This is a genomic window from Aeromonas sp. QDB39 (assembly GCF_027707585.1).
Taxonomy (GTDB): domain Bacteria; phylum Pseudomonadota; class Gammaproteobacteria; order Enterobacterales; family Aeromonadaceae; genus Aeromonas; species Aeromonas hydrophila.
Genome location: NZ_JAPCIV010000007.1, coordinates 46,873 through 61,981 on the forward strand (window position 1 = coordinate 46,873; position 15,109 = coordinate 61,981).

A 15,109-nucleotide genomic window follows, 5' to 3' on the forward strand; every position below is an offset into this window, starting at 1 on the left:
ACAGGGGCCGAGGCCCCTGTGTCCATTTCTCTACCAGTAGTTCTCCGCACTGATGTTGCCGGGCGCCCGCCGCAGGTTCTTGGTCAGCCCCAATGACAGCAGGGTCTGCTGGGTCTCCTTCACCATGGCCGGGTTGCCGCAGATCAGCACCTGACTCAGCTCGGGAGCAAATTCCAGCCCGACCCGCGCCTGCAGCCGGCCGTCGGCGATGGCTGCCGGGATCCGCCCTGCCATCGCCTCGGGCCATTCCTCCCGGCTGACGAAGGGCACATAGCGAAAACGCTCGCCGTGGCGGGCGGCAAAACCCGCGATAAGCTCCCGGTAGCTCAGCTCTTCCCCCTTGCGCACCCCGTGCACCAGCACCAGATTCTCGAAACGGGCGAAGGCTTCCCCGTCGGCCAGCATGGAGAGGAAGGGGCCGATGGCGGTGCCAGTGGAGAGCAGCCAGAGATCGCGCCCGGCCGGTACCTCGTCCAGGGTCAGAAAACCTGTCGCTAGGGATTGCACCAGCAGGCTGTCGCCCGCTTGCAGGGAGCCGAGGGACGGAGTCAGTTCCCCATCGGGGATCTCGACGAAATAGAACTCGTGATAGGGGGCTGACGGGGGATTGACGAAGGAGTAGGCCCGCTGGACGCGGCGATCGCCCTGCTCGAGAGCCAGTTTGGTGAATTGCCCCGCCTTGTAGGGGGCCAGCTCGGCCGCCACACGCAGGGAGAACAGGGTGGGTGTCCACTCGATACGCTCAAGGACGCGACCTTCGACCCAGGCCATAGGGATCTCCTCCAGAAGAACGGATCCTTACTCTAACCCTGGGCCTGAAAATAAAAAACCCGCGCAAGTGCGCGGGTTTTTTCTGCAAAAGCGAATCGCTATTACAGGGCAACAACCTGGATCTGTACGGTTGCTTTGACGTCAGCGTGCAGCTGAACAACAACTTCGTAGTCACCGGTGTTACGCAGAACGTTGCCCATGCGGACTTCGCTCTTGGCAACGGCTACGCCGGCAGCAGTGATGGCTTCAGCCACGTCACGGGTACCGATGGAACCGAACAGCTTGCCTTCGTCGCCAGACTTGGAGGCGATAACAACGGCAGCCAGTTCACCCAGCTTGGCAGCGCGCTCTTCAGCGGCAGCTTTACCGGCAGCCAGTTTGGCTTCCAGCTCAGCACGGCGAGCATCGAAGGTCTCGATGTTGGCCTTGGTAGCCATAACAGCTTTGCCTTGCGGGATCAGGTAGTTACGGGCATAACCAGCTTTCACGGAAACTTGGTCACCCAGACCGCCCAGTTTGGCGATTTTGTCGAGCAGGATAACTTGCATTACCTTTCCTCTATAAATTTCGTTGAGTTAGGCTTAAGCGCCGGACCGATTCTTACTTGTTGTGCAGATCGGTGTACGGCAGCAGAGCCAGGTAACGAGCACGCTTGATGGCGCGTGCCAGCTGACGCTGATACTTGGCGCGGGTACCGGTGATACGGCTCGGTACGATCTTGCCAGATTCAGTGATGTAGTTTTTCAGAGTAACGATATCTTTGTAGTCGATCTCGGTAACGTTCTCGGCGGTGAAGCGGCAGAACTTACGACGACGGAAATAACGTGCCATGGCCTTTATCCTCTAGTCAGTGATCCAGAATTACTCTTCGGAAGCAGCTTCAGTAGCTTCTTCACGGCGCTCGTCGTCACGACGGGTGAAGCGCTCTTCCTTGGCCTTGGCCATCGGAGAAACTTCAGTTACGGCGTGCTTGGTGCGCATGATCATGTTGCGGATAACGGCATCGTTGAAGCGGAAGTTGGTTTCCAGCTCATCGATAACGGCTTGCTCTGCTTCTACGTTCATCAGAACGTAGTGGGCTTTGTGCAGTTTGTCGATCGGGTAAGCCAGCTGACGACGGCCCCAATCTTCCAGGCGATGAATGGTACCACCGGAGGTGGTGATGGCGCCGGTGTAACGCTCGATCATGCCAGGTACTTGCTCGCTCTGGTCCGGATGAACCATGAAGACGATTTCGTAATGACGCATTTTAGCTCCTTACGGATTAATTCAGCCTCCGCCCAGGTGCAGCCAGACCTCGGAGGCAAGGAACATAATGGTGTTTAGACGCTGCTTTTCTAGGGCGGCGTATTGTACAAAATCCCATCCCTCACTGCAACCAGCCGCCACCGATGTTTTTATCTATGAGAACAATACAAAACTTCAATTGATAATAATTATCATTTAGATCTATTCTATCTCCATGCACTTATGGAGGCTGATACCATGCAACCCGCGCTGACCACGGCCATCCCGGCCCGCAAATTCAAACTGACCCTGCTCGGGCCGGCCTTTATCGCCGCCATCGGCTACATAGATCCGGGCAACTTCGCCACCAACATTCAGGCAGGTTCCACCTTCGGCTACCAGCTGCTGTGGGTAGTGGTGTGGGCCAACCTGATGGCCATGCTGGTGCAGACCCTCTCGGCCAAACTCGGCATCGTCACCGGCAAGAACCTGGCGGAACACATTCGCGACCGGCTGCCCAAGCCAGCAGTCTGGGCTTACTGGGTACAGGCGGAGATCATCGCCATGGCCACTGATCTGGCCGAATTCATCGGGGCGGCCGTGGGCTTCAAGCTGCTGTTCGGGGTCACCCTGCTGGAAGGGGCCGGCATCACCGCCGTGGTCACCTGGGGCATTCTGATGCTGCAGTCCCGCGGCCAGAAACCGCTGGAGTTTGTGGTGGGCGGCCTGCTGCTGTTCGTGGCGGCGGCCTACATCGTCGAGCTGGTGTTCTCCCGCCCCCATCTGCCGAGCCTGCTGGAGGGCGCCCTTTTCCCCGGCCTGCCCAACAGCGACGCCGTCTATCTGGCGGCCGGCGTGCTCGGTGCCACCGTGATGCCCCACGTCATCTACCTGCACTCGGCATTGACCCAGCACACCCAGGATCAGGGCTCGGTCCCCCAGCGGCTGCACACCACCCGAGTCGACGTGGCCATCGCCATGACCATCGCCGGCTTCGTCAACCTGGCCATGATGGCCATGGCGGCGGCCGCCTTCCACAGCTCCGGCAACCAGCAGGTAGCGGAGCTGGAGTCGGCCTACCAGACCCTGACCCCGCTGCTGGGGCAGGCGGCCGCCACCCTGTTCGGCCTCTCGCTGGTCGCCTCCGGTATCAGCTCTACCGTGGTGGGCACGCTGGCCGGCCAAGTGGTGATGCAGGGCTTCGTGCGCTTCACCATCCCGCTCTGGCTGCGCCGCGCCATCACCATGGCCCCCGCCTTCGTGGTGATCGCCATGGGCCTCAACACCACCGAAATCCTGGTGCTGAGCCAGGTGGTGCTGAGCTTCGGCATCGCGCTGGCGCTCATTCCGCTGCTGATATTGACCGGCGATCGCGCCCTGATGGGGCAATATCGCAACCACCCGGTGACCCAGGCAGTCGGCCGCCTCATCGTCGCCCTGGTGATCGGGCTCAACGCCTACCTGCTGGTCGCCATGATCTAGCCCGCCATCCCCTCCCAAGGCCGGCTCGTTAACCGAGGTTAATGAGCCGGCTTGCGCTTTGGCGTATGCTGGCGGCTCTCTTCCTCTTCGATTTGCGGGAGCCATCCATGCCACATACCCGAGCCAGCTTCGTGCTGGGCCACTATCAGGAGCAGGCCAGCGTCACCTGCTGCCAGAGCGGCGACACCAGCCTGCTGGTCACCGACCTCACCCCTTTTCATCCCCAGAGCCACCTCTGGCCCGATCAGCCGGGTGACGTGGGTACCGTGCATTGGGAGGGCGGTGACGCGACCGTCGGCCCCTGCCGCATGGGGGCCATCAGTCCGGATGGGGAGCTGTTCGTCGACCAGGCGATCCCGGTCAAGCGGGGCGCAGAAGGGTGGCGCTTCGTGGTGGTGCACCCGCTGGCTGGCCACTGTGTGCTGGCTGTTGGCAGCCAGGTGACACTGCGGGTGGATGCCGAGGCCCGCCACGCCCTGAGCCTGGGCCACAGCGGCTGTCATCTGGCGGCACTGGCGCTCAACCGGGCGCTGATGCCTTACTGGCGCAAGGAGGTCAACGAGCAGGACGCGCTGGATCAGCCGGACTTCGATCGCCTCGCCATCCAGACCTCGCGGGTCGAGCCCATGGGTTCGCGCGAGCAGTACCGGATCGGCAAGAGCCTGCGCAAGAAGGGAGTCAACAGCGAGGCACTGCTGGCAGACCTGGCGCAGATAGAAGAGATGATCAACAAGCAGTTGGCAGACTGGCTGGCGGCCGGTGGCGAGATCCGCCGCAGCCGGGCCGGCGAGGCGATCATCGACTCCCGTTACTGGCACTGCTCGCTGGAAGGTCGGGAGGTCACCATCCCCTGTGGCGGCACCCACGTGGGCAGCCTGGCCGAACTGGGGCTGGTACAGGTGCAACTGGCCTCCTGTGAGGAGGGGTTCACCCTCACGACCCGGGTCACTCCCTGACCGGCCGGCCCGGATGCCTTAATCCGCCTACCCCTAGCCGAGACGGATCAGCAGGATCCCGCCCAGGATCACCAGGGCGGCCAGCAACCGGACCCGCCCCAGCGTCTCCCCCAGCCAGCCCCAGGAGAGCAGCACCGCAAACAGCACGCTGCTCTCGCGCAAGGCCGCCACCAGGCCGATGGGCGCCTTGGTCATGGCCCAGATGACGATACCGTAGGCCAACAACGACAGGGCGCCCCCGATGGCGCCGCTGCGCCACGCCGCAGGCCCCAGCTCGCGCCAGGCGGTGCGACTCTGCCAGCGCATCAGCAGCGGCATCATCAACGCGGTGAGGGCGAACAGCCAGAGGGTGTAACGTATCGGCTCACCGGCCGAACGGGCTCCCGCCCCATCGGACAAGGTGTAGGAGGCGGTAAACAGTGCCGTGATGAGCACCGCCTGCAGCGCGGCCGGCGCCAGCCGCAGACCGCCGCGCCACGCCATCAGCAGCACGCCGCTCACCAGCACCACGGCCCCCGTCACCGCCACCATCCCCGGCACTTCACCCAGCAGCAGGGCCCCGAACAGCAGGGTCACCAGAGGGGCACTGCCCCGGGCCAGCGGATAGACCTGGCCGAACTCACCCAGCCGGTAGGCTCGACCGAGAAAAAGACAGTAGCCGCAGTGCAGCAGAATAGAGAGCGCCAGCCAGGGATATTCGGCCGCCACAGGCCAGCCCACCAAGGGCAGCAAGGGAGCGGCAAACAGGCCGGAGCAGAGGGAAACCAGCAAGACGCTGACGCGCCCCTCGGCCTGGCGCTTGGCCAGCGCATTCCAGAGCGCGTGCAGCAGGGCGGCCAACAGGATGGCAGCAAAGATGGTAGGGGTCACGACAGGGTTCCGATAGCAACAGGCCGCCCAGCATAGCCGGTTTGCCCGGCCATGACAGAGAGCGGCCTCATAAGATGCCTGTTTTTCTCACCCATCGGCCTGCTGCCGATGGGGATGTCATCAGCGCACTCGGCGCTGCCAGTGAATGGCCAGCAGGATAAAACTCACCCCGACCCAGAGGTTCCACGCCGGGATCTCGCCAAACAGCCAGACCCCCAGCAGCACCACGAACATCAGGCCAGAATACTCGGTCGCCGCGATGCGGTTGGCCTCAACCTGGCGATAGGCGTAGAAGCAGCTGGCATGATAGAGCAGTTGCATGATGCCGCTGCCGCCGATCAGCACCAGCAGTTGCCAGTCCACCGGCTGCCATTGATGTACCGCCAGCCCGGCGGTCAGCGGCAGAGCCAGCAGGTTGGCCCAGAACAGGGTCGCCACCACCGAGATCCCGGCTGGCAACTTGCGACCCGTAATGTTGAACAGCGCCAGGGTGAAGGCAGTAACCAGGGCGCCCAGCCCGGCCAGATGGAAATCCCCCGGCCGCAGCACGAACACCACGCCGAGCAGCCCCATGCCTCCCAGCAACCAGACGCGGGAATTGATCTTCTCCTTGAGCAGCCAGGCCGCCAGCGGCAGCGTCAGCAACGGGGAGACGTAGAAGATGGCGTTGGCCGTGGCCAGCGGCAGCTGGGTCAGGGCCAGCATCATGCCGCCCCCGCCGAGCAGGCAGAGGTGGCCGCGCAGCAGGTGCCACTTCCAGGCACCCAGTCCCCAGGCCGAGCGCGGAACCCGCAGCATGAAGGGCAGCAGCACCAGCAGGGTCAGCAGCTGGCGCAGGAACATATATTGGAAGGGACTGAAGCCGGGGCCGATCAGCTTGACCAGCACATCGGAGAAGGCCTGGGCCAGATTGCCCAGCACCAGGGTGATGATGGCGAAGGTTTGCAGGTCCAGTGCGAACCGCTTGCGCAACAACTCCATCAGCGACAGCCGCTCGAGTGGCGAACGCTAATAAAATGGCTCAACGGCTCAATCGCTGAATCTTGTTCTGAATTAATGGGGTAAAAGACCATTTTTAAAACCTATCCATCAACTGTTGCCGATTAATCACTCAGAGGGTACCCACTAACATGGCGCCGAGCACCCGTTTTCTTTACTACCTCAAGACATAATAATTTCATTGTTATGCTTAAAAGGTATTAAGAGGAGCTCATGCCGATGTGGGGAATGTCATCTTCCAGATAGGGTTCACCCACGGCAGTGAAGCCGTGACGACCATAGAAACCTTGCAGGTGTGCCTGGGCCCCGAGATAAATGCTGACCCCGGGCCACAGCCGGGCACACTCCTGCAGCGCCTGCTGCATCAGCCGGTGACCCAGGCCATCACCTCTCGCCTCGGGCGCCGTCACCACCCGACCGATCACCACCTGCTGCGCCTTGGCCACACCAGGTGCCATCAGCCTGGCATAAGCCACCAGTGCCCCATCCTGCCAGCCGAGCAGGTGCAGCACGTCGGGGCGCTTGTCGACGCCGTCCATATCGAGGAAAACGCAGGTCTGCTCCACCACGAAGACCCGGGATCTCAGGGTGAGCAGTTCATAGAGTTCGTTGACGTCGAGTTGTTCGAAAGATTTGAGAGACCAGTTCATGGGGGTTCCTTGCTCATGATGAGAAGGGCAGCATAGCCAGCCACACACGGGTCGGCATTAACCTTTGTTAAGATCCTTCAGCCGTTTGCGAATGCGGCTCAGGCTGATGGGGGTGATGCCGAGGTAGGCGGCGATCTGGTGATCGGGCACCCTGGCCTCCAGCGCGGGGAAGCTGCGCAGAAAGTGCTGATAGCGTGCCTGCGGACTCTCGGTCAAGAGCAGCAGCTCCTTCTCCTCCTTGATGCGCAGCTGCACCGCCAGCAGATGCTGATACCAGGCGGGCCAGCAGGAGAGCGTGCGCAGATCGGCCAGATTGAACAGCAAGAGCCGACAGGGCTCCAGCGCCTCCACGCTGTAGCGGGCCGGCTCGCCGCTGAGCAGGTGGTGGAAGTCGAGGAACTCGTCACCCTCCCAGTAGAACTCCTTGATGTACTCGCGGCCATCCGCCAGCACCACCTTGGCCCGCAGCAGCCCCTGCTCCACCATCACCAGCTGATCGGGTCGATCGCCGGCATGCCAGAGGCAGGCACGGGGGCTCAGGGTCAGCGGACGGGCAAAAGAGAGGAGGCGCGCGGCCTCCTGCTCATCTGTGACCCGATCCCGGCAAAACGGGGGTCTGTCCATTCAGCTTGCCTCAGGCACGACGCTGGCGCACGGCTTCGAACAGACAGACGCCGGTCGCTACCGAGACGTTGAGGCTGGATACCGCCCCTGCCATCGGGATGCTCACCAGCTCGTCGCAATGCTCGCGGGTGAGGCGACGCATGCCCTTGCCCTCTGCGCCCATCACCAGCGCCATCGGGCCGGTCAGTTTGGCCTGATACACGTCGTGATCCGCCTCGCCGGCAGTACCGACGATCCAGACGCCACGCTCCTGCAGCTCGCGCAGGCTGCGGGCCAGATTGGTGACCTGGATCAGCGGCACCACCTCTGCGGCGCCACAGGCGACCTTGCGCACGATCGGGGTCAGACCGGTGGCCTTGTCGCGCGGCACGATCACCGCATGCACTCCGGCCGCATCGGCGCTGCGCAGGCAGGCGCCCAGGTTGTGCGGATCGGTCACCCCGTCCAGCACCAGCAGGAAGGGTTGAGTCTGTTGCTCGGCCAACTTGTCCAGCAGGCTGGCCAGGTCGTGTTCGGCCAGCTTCGGCGCCTCTTTCACCCGGGCCATGATGCCCTGGTGATTGTTGCCCTCCGCCTTGTCGTCGAGCGTCTTGCGGTTCACGCTCTGCACCTTGAGGCCGAGCGCATCCAGCTCGGCCAGCAGGGGTTGCAGCCGGTCGTCATCGCGCCCCTTGAGGGCCCACACTTCGATGAAACGCTCCGGGGTGCGCTCCAGCAGCGCGGATACAGCGTGAATGCCGTAGATCAGTTCAGTACTCATTTAGTGCTCTTGGCCTTATCGCGAGCTTTTTTGCTCGGTCGTCTGTTGCTCGGTTTGGCGCGGCCGCCCTTGTCGGATTTGCCGTGATCCTTGCCCTCTTTACGTTTTTCGTGACGCTGTGCGCTCTTGGCCTTCTCTTTCTTGATCTCTGCCTGCTTGCGCGCCATCTCTTTGGCGTTCTTGCCAGTTGCCTTGAGCGGCTCTTCGACCATCACGAAGTCGATCTTGCGATCATCCAGATTCACGCCCATCACCTTGACCCGCACCTTGTCACCCAGACGGTAGCGGCGGCGGAAGTTCTCGCCGATCAGTTGCTGGTGCAGCGGGTCAAACTGGTAGTAGTCGTTGGTGAGGGTGCTGACGTGCACCAGACCGTCGATGTGGATCTCGGCCAGACGCACGAAGAAGCCAAAGCCGGTGACGCTGGCGATGACGCCGTCAAACTCGTCACCCACGTGATCCAGCATGTACTCGCACTTGAGCCAGTCGGCCACGTCGCGAGTGGCGTCATCGGCACGGCGCTCGGTCATGGAGCAGTGCTCGCCCATCGGGTCCACTTCTTCCAGCTGGTAGTGGTAGCCACCGCTCGGAGTCCACTTGTGGCGCAGGTTGGCCTGCTGCTCCTTGGCGGTCTGATACTTGATCGCCCGGTGCAGAATGAGGTCGGGGTAGCGACGGATCGGCGAGGTGAAGTGAGCGTAAGACTTCAAGGCCAGACCGAAGTGACCGATGTTGTCGGCCTGATAAATGGCCTGACGCATGGAGCGCAGCAGCATGGTGGAGAGCAGCTCCGCATCCGGGCGCCCTTCGAACTTGGCGGCCAGGTCGGCGAAATCTTTCGGCTCGGGCTCCAGGCCCCCCTTGAGCTCCAGACCCAGCTCGGCCAGGAAGTCACGAAAACCGGTCAGACGCTCTTCGCCCGGACGGTCGTGCACCCGGAACAGGGCGGCGGCCTCGTTCTTCTCGATGTAGCGGGCAGCGGCCACGTTCGCCTGGATCATGCACTCTTCGATGATCTTGTGGGCGTCGTTGCGCACCAGCGGCACGATGCGGTCGATCTTGCGCTGGGCGTTGAAGATGAAGCGGGTCTCTTCGCTCTCGAACTCCACCGCACCGCGCTGATGGCGGGCATGCTTGAGCGCCTTGTAGAGGTTGTTGAGCTCTTCGATGTGACCCACCAGCGGCTCGTACTGCTGACGCAGCTTGGGATCCCCTTCCAGGATCGCCGCCACCTTGGTGTAGGTCATGCGGGCATGGGAGTTCATCACCGCTTCGTAGAACTTGTAGCCGGACATGCGGCCGGCGGCGGAGATGGTCATCTCGCACACCATGCAGAGACGGTCAACCTGCGGGTTGAGCGAGCAGAGGCCGTTGGAGAGCACCTCCGGCAGCATGGGTACCACGAATTCGGGGAAGTAGACCGAGTTGCCGCGCTGGTAGGCTTCGGTGTCGAGGGCCGTGCCCGGCTTCACGTAGGCAGAGACGTCGGCAATAGCGACCCACAGGCGCCAGCCGCCGCCGCGCTTGGCTTCACAGAAGACGGCGTCATCGAAGTCACGGGCATCTTCCCCGTCGATGGTGACCAACGGCAGGGCACGCAGGTCGATGCGACCCTCTTTGGCCTTCTCCGGTACCTGTTCGCCCAGACCGGCAACCTCCTTGGTCACCTCTTCCGGCCAAGTGTGCGGAATGCCGTGGGTACGCAGGGCGATCTCGATCTCCATGCCGGGCGCCATGTTTTCACCCAACACTTCCAAGACGGTGCCGACCGCATTGAAGCGGGCGGTGGCGCGCTGATTGATGCGCACGACCACGACCTGGCTCTGGCGAGCCCCCTTGTTCTCCCCTTCCGGGATGATGATGTCCTGGCCGATGCGGCTGTCATCCGGCACCACGAAGCCGACGCCGTTCTCGACGAAGTAGCGACCGACAATGTCTGCTTCACGGGACTTGAGCAGGCGTACCAGACGCGCCTCCTGGCGCCCCTTGCGGTCGATCTCGGTAGGCTGCACCAGGGCGTAGTCGCCGTGCATCAGGCGCTGCATCTCGCGGTTGTTCAGGAACAGATCCGGGCCACCACCCTCGGGGCGCAGAAAACCGAAGCCATCTTTGTGGCCGAGCACGTAGCCTTTCACCAGATTCAGGCGATCCGGCAGGGCGTAACACTGGTTGCGAGTGAATACCAGCTGACCATCACGCTCCATGGCGCGCAGACGACGGCGCAGGGCTTCCAGCGGCTCTTCTTCGGTCAGCTTGAGGACCTTTGCCAGCTCTTCACGGGACATGGGCTTTTCATGGCCCTTGATGAGGTCGAGGATCATCTCGCGACTGGCGATGGGGTTCTCGTATTTTTCGGCCTCGCGTTCGAGGAAAGGATCTTTTTGAGACATAAGCAGGCCTTAGGGTAGGTGGTAACGGTGCCATTATATCGGAGGGGGGGGCGAATGGCATCCATCGACTGCCTTTTGGCCAATCTCTCTGTCATACTATGCACAGTTTGCAGGCATGATGAGACATGGAACTCATGAGCAAGGACTCGTTCGCCCAATCCGCCGCCTATCTCAAGCAGGCGGTTCCCCTGATGATCAAGTATCAAATCCCCACCACGCCGGATAATTACACCCTTTGGTATAACTACGTGGCGGCCAGCATGCCCGAGCTCAATCAGGCCATCGATCAGGCCATCAAGCTGCAGGGAACCTGCTCTCTCACCACCTGTGAACGCCTCTATCACCAGCACCTCGCCGCGCAAGATGAGCAGCAGATGGAAACCATGAAGCTCAACCTGGCCGCCATGGCCAACGAGCTTGGTCACACCATGCAGGATGCCCTCTCCGACACCGGCATGTTTCAGGACATGCTCGACAAGAGCTTCGATCGGCTGAGCCTCATCGACGACGAGGGGCTAAGCCTGGAAGATACCATGGGGATCCTGCGGGATCTGGTGCGCGAGTCGCGGGACGTGCGCATGTCCACCATGCACTTTCGCAACCAGCTCAGCAGCGCCGAGAAGGAGATCAAGGAGCTGCGCGAGGCGCTCAACGAGACTCGCAAGCTGGCCAACGAGGATGCCCTCACCAGCCTGCTCAACCGGCGCGCCTTCGATCTGGAGATAGAGAGCCTGATCCGCAGCAAGCAGCCCTTCTCCCTGATCCTGTCGGACATAGACCGCTTCAAGAACTTCAACGACGAATATGGCCACCTGCTGGGGGACCAGGTGCTGCGCGCCTTCAGCAAGCGGCTGCGGGAAACTTGCAAGGAGGGCGTCACAGCCTACCGCCTCGGCGGCGAAGAGTTTGCCCTGCTGGTCCCCATGCGCAGTCTGGCGCTGAGCCGCCAGATGGCGGAGAGCCTGCGCCGGGCCATCGAAAAGATGTCGATCCTGGATCGCAAGTCGGGCCGGCGCATCGACCACATCACCGCCTCGTTCGGGGTGGGTGAGTACAGCGGTCAGGAGACGGGCGACAGCCTGGTCGAGCGCACCGACAAGCTGCTCTACAAGGCCAAGGAGCTGGGTCGCAACCGGGTTATGCCGCTGCCATCCTGATTCCGTCAGCATGCGAAAAGGCCGGTCATTGACCGGCCTTTTTCATGTTTGCCATTCCGGGATCAGAGGCTTTTCAGCTTCTCTTCCGGCAGGGCCAGCTCGTCATTGCGGTTGACGCCGATGCCGCGCTCCAGCACGTGGCGGGCGATGGCATGGGCCTCTTCCAGCGAGTGCATGCTGTAGGTACCGCACTGGTATTCGTTCAGCTCGGGGATCTTGCCCTGCTCCTGCACGGTCAGCACGTCGCTCATGGCGGCCTGCCAGGCGGCACCAACCCGGGCTTCGTCCGGTGCACCGATCAGGCTCATGTAGAAGCCGGTCCGGCAGCCCATGGGGGAGATGTCGATGATCTCCACCCCGTTGCCGTTCAGGTGATCACGCATGAAGCCGGCAAACAGGTGCTCGAGGGTGTGAATGCCACGCTCGGAGAGGATCTCCTGGTTCGGCACGCAGAAACGCAGGTCGAACACGGTAATGGTGTCCTTGTTCGGGGTCTGCATGGTCTTGGCCACACGCACCGCCGGCGCAGCCATGCGGGTGTGGTCAACGGTAAAACTGTCCAATAACGGCATTTCTGACTCCTGATTTGGTTACCAGAACCAGCCCCCGCTGGAGAGCTGATCCTTGCATTGTCGATACTGGGCGCCGTAGCGCTGGGCGCGAGCCTCCACCTTGCGGGATGTCTTCATCAGCCATCCCTTGCTGCGGTAGCTGCCACGCCGATAGCCACCCCACCCTTCGTGATAGTTGAGATACTGGCCATACGCATCCCACTTGGAGGTGCCGTTCAGCCGCTGGGCCTTGTGAGTGTACCAGCCCATGAAGTCGATGGCGTCGGCAAAGTCGTCGCGATCGCTCCAGCCGTTGCCGGTTTCCCGCTGGTAGTCAGCCCAGGTTTCATCTTTGACCTGGGCATAGCCGTAGGCAGAGCTGGCCCGCCCGGTCGGGATGAAGAGGAAATACTGCATCGGCGGCTGGGCATCGTGCACGAAGGAGGACTCCTGATACATCATGGCCATCACCACCTGGATCGGGGTTCCCCACTTCTCGTTCATCTTGAGCGCCGCCTTGTGCCAGTCCGGTTTTTCGCGAAAGATCTGGCACAGGTTTTCCGGCTGGGCCGGCGGCCGGGTACTACAGGCGGTCAGACCGGCCAGCAGGCCGGCCACCGTAACGAGGCGCATCCAGGACATCAGCGGGATCGAGTCTCCATTCGTTGGCTCATCACGAGGCTCTGCCATCTCATCAGATGGCGTCTTCGTTCTCTTCGCCGGTACGGATACGAATGACGCGCTCCACCTCGCAGACGAAGATTTTGCCGTCACCAATCTTGCCGGTGCGGGCGGTGTTCTGGATCGCTTCCAGGCAGGCATCGAGATCCTCGTCCTGCACCACCAGTTCCACCTTCACCTTGGGCAGGAAATCGACCATGTACTCGGCACCGCGATAGAGCTCGGTGTGGCCCTTCTGACGGCCGAAGCCCTTGACCTCGGACACTGTCATGCCGTTGATGCCGATCTCGGCCAGGGCCTCGCGCACATCGTCCAGCTTGAACGGTTTGATGATGGCTTCAATCTTCTTCATGGTGACTCCTTACCAGTTCTGTTTGCCAAACCCGGACGTGATGGGGTAACGGCGATCCTTACCAAAGTTGCGGGCCGTGATGCGGGGCCCGACCGCCGCCTGACGGCGCTTGTATTCGTTGAGATCCACGAGGCGGATCACCTTGCGCACCACCGCCTCCTCGAAGCCTTCCGCCACCATGTCAGCCACGGAGGCATCTTCTTCCACATAGCGCTTGAGGATGGCATCCAGGATGTCATAGGGGGGCAGGCTGTCCTGATCCACTTGGTCCGGTGCCAATTCTGCCGAAGGAGGACGGTCGATGACCCGCTGCGGGATCACATAATCGACGGAATTGCGGTATTCGCACAGCTTGAAGACCAGCGTCTTGGGGACGTCCTTGAGCACGTCGAAACCGCCGGCCATGTCACCGTACAGGGTGGCATAGCCCACCGCCATCTCGCTCTTGTTGCCAGTGGTCAGCACGATGCGGCGACGCTTGTTGGAGAGCGCCATCAACAGCACGCCACGGCAGCGGGCCTGCAGGTTCTCTTCGGTGGTGTCGCGGGCTGTGCCCTCAAACAGCGGTGCCAGCTGGGCCATAAACCCCTCGAACATGGGCTCGATGGAGATGATGTTGAACTCCACCCCCATCCGCTCGGCCTGCTCCTTGGCATCTTCCACGCTCATCTGGGCGGTGTAGCGGAACGGCATCATCACCGCCTGCACCTTGTCGGCGCCGATGGCATCGGCCGCGATGGCCAGGGTCAATGCCGAGTCGATGCCGCCGGAGAGGCCCAGCACGGCGCCGTGGAAACCGTTCTTGGTGACGTAGTCGCGCACCGCCAGTACCAGTGCCTGATAGGTCTCGGCTAATGGCGCCAGCGGCGCGGCGGGCTCCCGCTCTTTTACCGGCTGCCCATCGGCAAAGCGCACCAGCGCCAGCTCTTCGGCAAACGGAGCCAGCTTGTGGGTCAGCTCGCCTTGGCTGTTGAACACCTTGGAGCAGCCGTCGAAGATCAGCTCGTCCTGACCACATACCTGATTGAGGTAGATCAGCGGCAGACCGGTCTGATCGCAGCGCTCGGCCATCAGCTCGCGGCGGATCCAGGGTTTCTCCTGATCATAGGGTGAGGCATTGATGGTAAGCAGCAGCTCGGCTCCCGCCGCCTTGGCGGCCAGCGCCGGACCCGGCTGCCAGAGGTCTTCACAGATGAGCAGCCCCAGCTGATGACCACGGAAGGGGACCACACAGGTCTCGGTTGCCGCAGTGAAGTAGCGCTTCTCGTCGAATACCCCGTAGTTGGGCAGATCCTGCTTGAAGTAGCGTGCGACCAGCTTGCCTTGCTCGTAGAGGGAGGCGGCGTTGTAGAGTGCCTCCCCGTCGCGCCAGGGGTGACCCACCAGAATGGCGCAAGCCCCCTGCCATGCCGCGATGCGGGCCAGGGCGGCCTCCACCCGGATCATCAGATCAGCGCGCAGCAGCAGATCTTCCGGCGGATAGCCGGTCAGGGCCAGTTCGGAGCAGACCAGCAGATCGGCGCCTTGCCGGTCGGCCTCAGCGGCTGCCGCCAGCACCTTGTCACAGTTATCTTCGATGGCGCCTACCGTCAGATTCAACTGGGCAAGCATCAGAGAGAGGGCTTTTGCCATGGCGATG

General features: G+C 62.2%; 17 protein-coding genes. 3 read left to right on the top strand and 14 right to left on the bottom strand.

Annotated features, from left to right (window positions below):
- Nucleotides 1-30 precede the first annotated feature (30 nt).
- The 4 genes from PG899_RS05665 to rpsF all read right to left on the bottom strand — a co-directional run bounded on the left by PG899_RS05665 (nucleotide 31) and on the right by rpsF (nucleotide 2,019).
- Nucleotides 31-771: a ferredoxin--NADP reductase gene (locus tag PG899_RS05665; protein WP_077095909.1), complete on the bottom strand. Its 741-nt coding sequence runs from the start codon at nucleotides 769-771 to the stop codon at nucleotides 31-33.
- A 101-nt stretch (nucleotides 772-872) separates the two neighbouring features.
- On the bottom strand, nucleotides 873-1,319 hold the full coding sequence (rplI, locus tag PG899_RS05670) for a 50S ribosomal protein L9 (RefSeq protein WP_011704669.1): 447 nt from the start codon (nucleotides 1,317-1,319) through the stop codon (nucleotides 873-875).
- A gap of 52 nt (nucleotides 1,320-1,371) precedes the next feature.
- Nucleotides 1,372-1,602, bottom strand: a complete 231-nt coding sequence (rpsR, locus tag PG899_RS05675) for a 30S ribosomal protein S18 (protein ID WP_005308890.1) — start codon at nucleotides 1,600-1,602, stop codon at nucleotides 1,372-1,374.
- A gap of 30 nt (nucleotides 1,603-1,632) precedes the next feature.
- Complete coding sequence (gene rpsF / locus PG899_RS05680) at nucleotides 1,633-2,019, bottom strand: 30S ribosomal protein S6 (protein ID WP_005308887.1); 387 nt, start codon at nucleotides 2,017-2,019, stop codon at nucleotides 1,633-1,635.
- A 237-nt stretch (nucleotides 2,020-2,256) separates the two neighbouring features.
- On the opposite strand from rpsF, the gene PG899_RS05685 reads away from it, so the two are divergent.
- Nucleotides 2,257-3,480, top strand: coding sequence for an Nramp family divalent metal transporter (locus PG899_RS05685; RefSeq protein WP_179101378.1), 1,224 nt, complete (start codon nucleotides 2,257-2,259; stop codon nucleotides 3,478-3,480).
- A gap of 65 nt (nucleotides 3,481-3,545) precedes the next feature.
- Complete coding sequence (locus PG899_RS05690; RefSeq protein WP_179101377.1) at nucleotides 3,546-4,436, top strand: hypothetical protein; 891 nt, start codon at nucleotides 3,546-3,548, stop codon at nucleotides 4,434-4,436.
- Between the two features lie 33 nt (nucleotides 4,437-4,469).
- Here the strand turns inward: PG899_RS05690 and PG899_RS05695 are convergent, their stop codons facing one another.
- From PG899_RS05695 to rnr, 6 genes are all read right to left on the bottom strand, one after another.
- On the bottom strand, nucleotides 4,470-5,306 hold the full coding sequence (locus PG899_RS05695; protein WP_041217471.1) for a DMT family transporter: 837 nt from the start codon (nucleotides 5,304-5,306) through the stop codon (nucleotides 4,470-4,472).
- A gap of 120 nt (nucleotides 5,307-5,426) precedes the next feature.
- The gene (locus PG899_RS05700) at nucleotides 5,427-6,287 is read right to left on the bottom strand and encodes a DMT family transporter (protein ID WP_041217472.1); all 861 of its coding nucleotides are present in this window, start codon (nucleotides 6,285-6,287) and stop codon (nucleotides 5,427-5,429) included.
- A 218-nt stretch (nucleotides 6,288-6,505) separates the two neighbouring features.
- Entirely contained in the window at nucleotides 6,506-6,955 is a 450-nt protein-coding gene (locus PG899_RS05705) for a GNAT family N-acetyltransferase (RefSeq protein WP_041217473.1), read from the bottom strand.
- Nucleotides 6,956-7,012: 57 nt separating this feature from the next.
- A complete protein-coding gene (locus PG899_RS05710) occupies nucleotides 7,013-7,579 on the bottom strand; it encodes a Crp/Fnr family transcriptional regulator (RefSeq protein ID WP_077095907.1) in 567 nt (188 codons plus the stop codon).
- A 10-nt stretch (nucleotides 7,580-7,589) separates the two neighbouring features.
- Entirely contained in the window at nucleotides 7,590-8,339 is a 750-nt protein-coding gene (gene rlmB / locus PG899_RS05715; protein WP_011704663.1) for a 23S rRNA (guanosine(2251)-2'-O)-methyltransferase RlmB, read from the bottom strand.
- Complete coding sequence (gene rnr, locus PG899_RS05720; RefSeq protein WP_016349442.1) at nucleotides 8,336-10,729, bottom strand: ribonuclease R; 2,394 nt, start codon at nucleotides 10,727-10,729, stop codon at nucleotides 8,336-8,338. The genes rlmB and rnr overlap by 4 nt, the downstream gene beginning before the upstream one ends.
- Nucleotides 10,730-10,863: 134 nt before the next feature.
- On the opposite strand from rnr, the gene PG899_RS05725 reads away from it, so the two are divergent.
- Entirely contained in the window at nucleotides 10,864-11,886 is a 1,023-nt protein-coding gene (locus tag PG899_RS05725; protein ID WP_029304632.1) for a GGDEF domain-containing protein, read from the top strand.
- Nucleotides 11,887-11,948: 62 nt separating this feature from the next.
- Here PG899_RS05725 and luxS read toward each other — a convergent pair whose 3' ends face one another.
- The 4 genes from luxS to PG899_RS05745 all read right to left on the bottom strand — a co-directional run bounded on the left by luxS (nucleotide 11,949) and on the right by PG899_RS05745 (nucleotide 15,102).
- Entirely contained in the window at nucleotides 11,949-12,458 is a 510-nt protein-coding gene (gene luxS / locus PG899_RS05730) for an S-ribosylhomocysteine lyase (protein ID WP_011704660.1), read from the bottom strand.
- An 18-nt stretch (nucleotides 12,459-12,476) separates the two neighbouring features.
- Entirely contained in the window at nucleotides 12,477-13,070 is a 594-nt protein-coding gene (locus PG899_RS05735; protein ID WP_274461005.1) for a transglycosylase SLT domain-containing protein, read from the bottom strand.
- A gap of 61 nt (nucleotides 13,071-13,131) precedes the next feature.
- Complete coding sequence (glnB, locus tag PG899_RS05740) at nucleotides 13,132-13,470, bottom strand: nitrogen regulatory protein P-II (protein WP_005308848.1); 339 nt, start codon at nucleotides 13,468-13,470, stop codon at nucleotides 13,132-13,134.
- A 9-nt stretch (nucleotides 13,471-13,479) separates the two neighbouring features.
- Nucleotides 13,480-15,102 (bottom strand): NAD+ synthase, encoded by a 1,623-nt coding sequence (locus tag PG899_RS05745; RefSeq protein WP_077095905.1) that lies wholly within the window; start codon nucleotides 15,100-15,102, stop codon nucleotides 13,480-13,482.
- Nucleotides 15,103-15,109 lie beyond the last annotated feature (7 nt).

Coding starts and splice junctions, on each gene's coding strand:
- PG899_RS05735 (WP_274461005.1), bottom strand. CDS start 13,070: ATGCGCCTCGTTACGGTGGCCGGCCTGCTGGCCGGTCTGACCGCCTGT.
- luxS (WP_011704660.1), bottom strand. CDS start 12,458: ATGCCGTTATTGGACAGTTTTACCGTTGACCACACCCGCATGGCTGCG.
- PG899_RS05690 (WP_179101377.1), top strand. CDS start 3,546: ATGCTGGCGGCTCTCTTCCTCTTCGATTTGCGGGAGCCATCCATGCCA.
- PG899_RS05705 (WP_041217473.1), bottom strand. CDS start 6,955: ATGAACTGGTCTCTCAAATCTTTCGAACAACTCGACGTCAACGAACTC.
- rpsR (WP_005308890.1), bottom strand. CDS start 1,602: ATGGCACGTTATTTCCGTCGTCGTAAGTTCTGCCGCTTCACCGCCGAG.
- rplI (WP_011704669.1), bottom strand. CDS start 1,319: ATGCAAGTTATCCTGCTCGACAAAATCGCCAAACTGGGCGGTCTGGGT.
- PG899_RS05745 (WP_077095905.1), bottom strand. CDS start 15,102: ATGGCAAAAGCCCTCTCTCTGATGCTTGCCCAGTTGAATCTGACGGTA.
- PG899_RS05725 (WP_029304632.1), top strand. CDS start 10,864: ATGAGCAAGGACTCGTTCGCCCAATCCGCCGCCTATCTCAAGCAGGCG.
- PG899_RS05710 (WP_077095907.1), bottom strand. CDS start 7,579: ATGGACAGACCCCCGTTTTGCCGGGATCGGGTCACAGATGAGCAGGAG.
- rlmB (WP_011704663.1), bottom strand. CDS start 8,339: ATGAGTACTGAACTGATCTACGGCATTCACGCTGTATCCGCGCTGCTG.
- PG899_RS05700 (WP_041217472.1), bottom strand. CDS start 6,287: ATGGAGTTGTTGCGCAAGCGGTTCGCACTGGACCTGCAAACCTTCGCC.
- rnr (WP_016349442.1), bottom strand. CDS start 10,729: ATGTCTCAAAAAGATCCTTTCCTCGAACGCGAGGCCGAAAAATACGAG.
- glnB (WP_005308848.1), bottom strand. CDS start 13,470: ATGAAGAAGATTGAAGCCATCATCAAACCGTTCAAGCTGGACGATGTG.
- PG899_RS05665 (WP_077095909.1), bottom strand. CDS start 771: ATGGCCTGGGTCGAAGGTCGCGTCCTTGAGCGTATCGAGTGGACACCC.
- PG899_RS05685 (WP_179101378.1), top strand. CDS start 2,257: ATGCAACCCGCGCTGACCACGGCCATCCCGGCCCGCAAATTCAAACTG.
- rpsF (WP_005308887.1), bottom strand. CDS start 2,019: ATGCGTCATTACGAAATCGTCTTCATGGTTCATCCGGACCAGAGCGAG.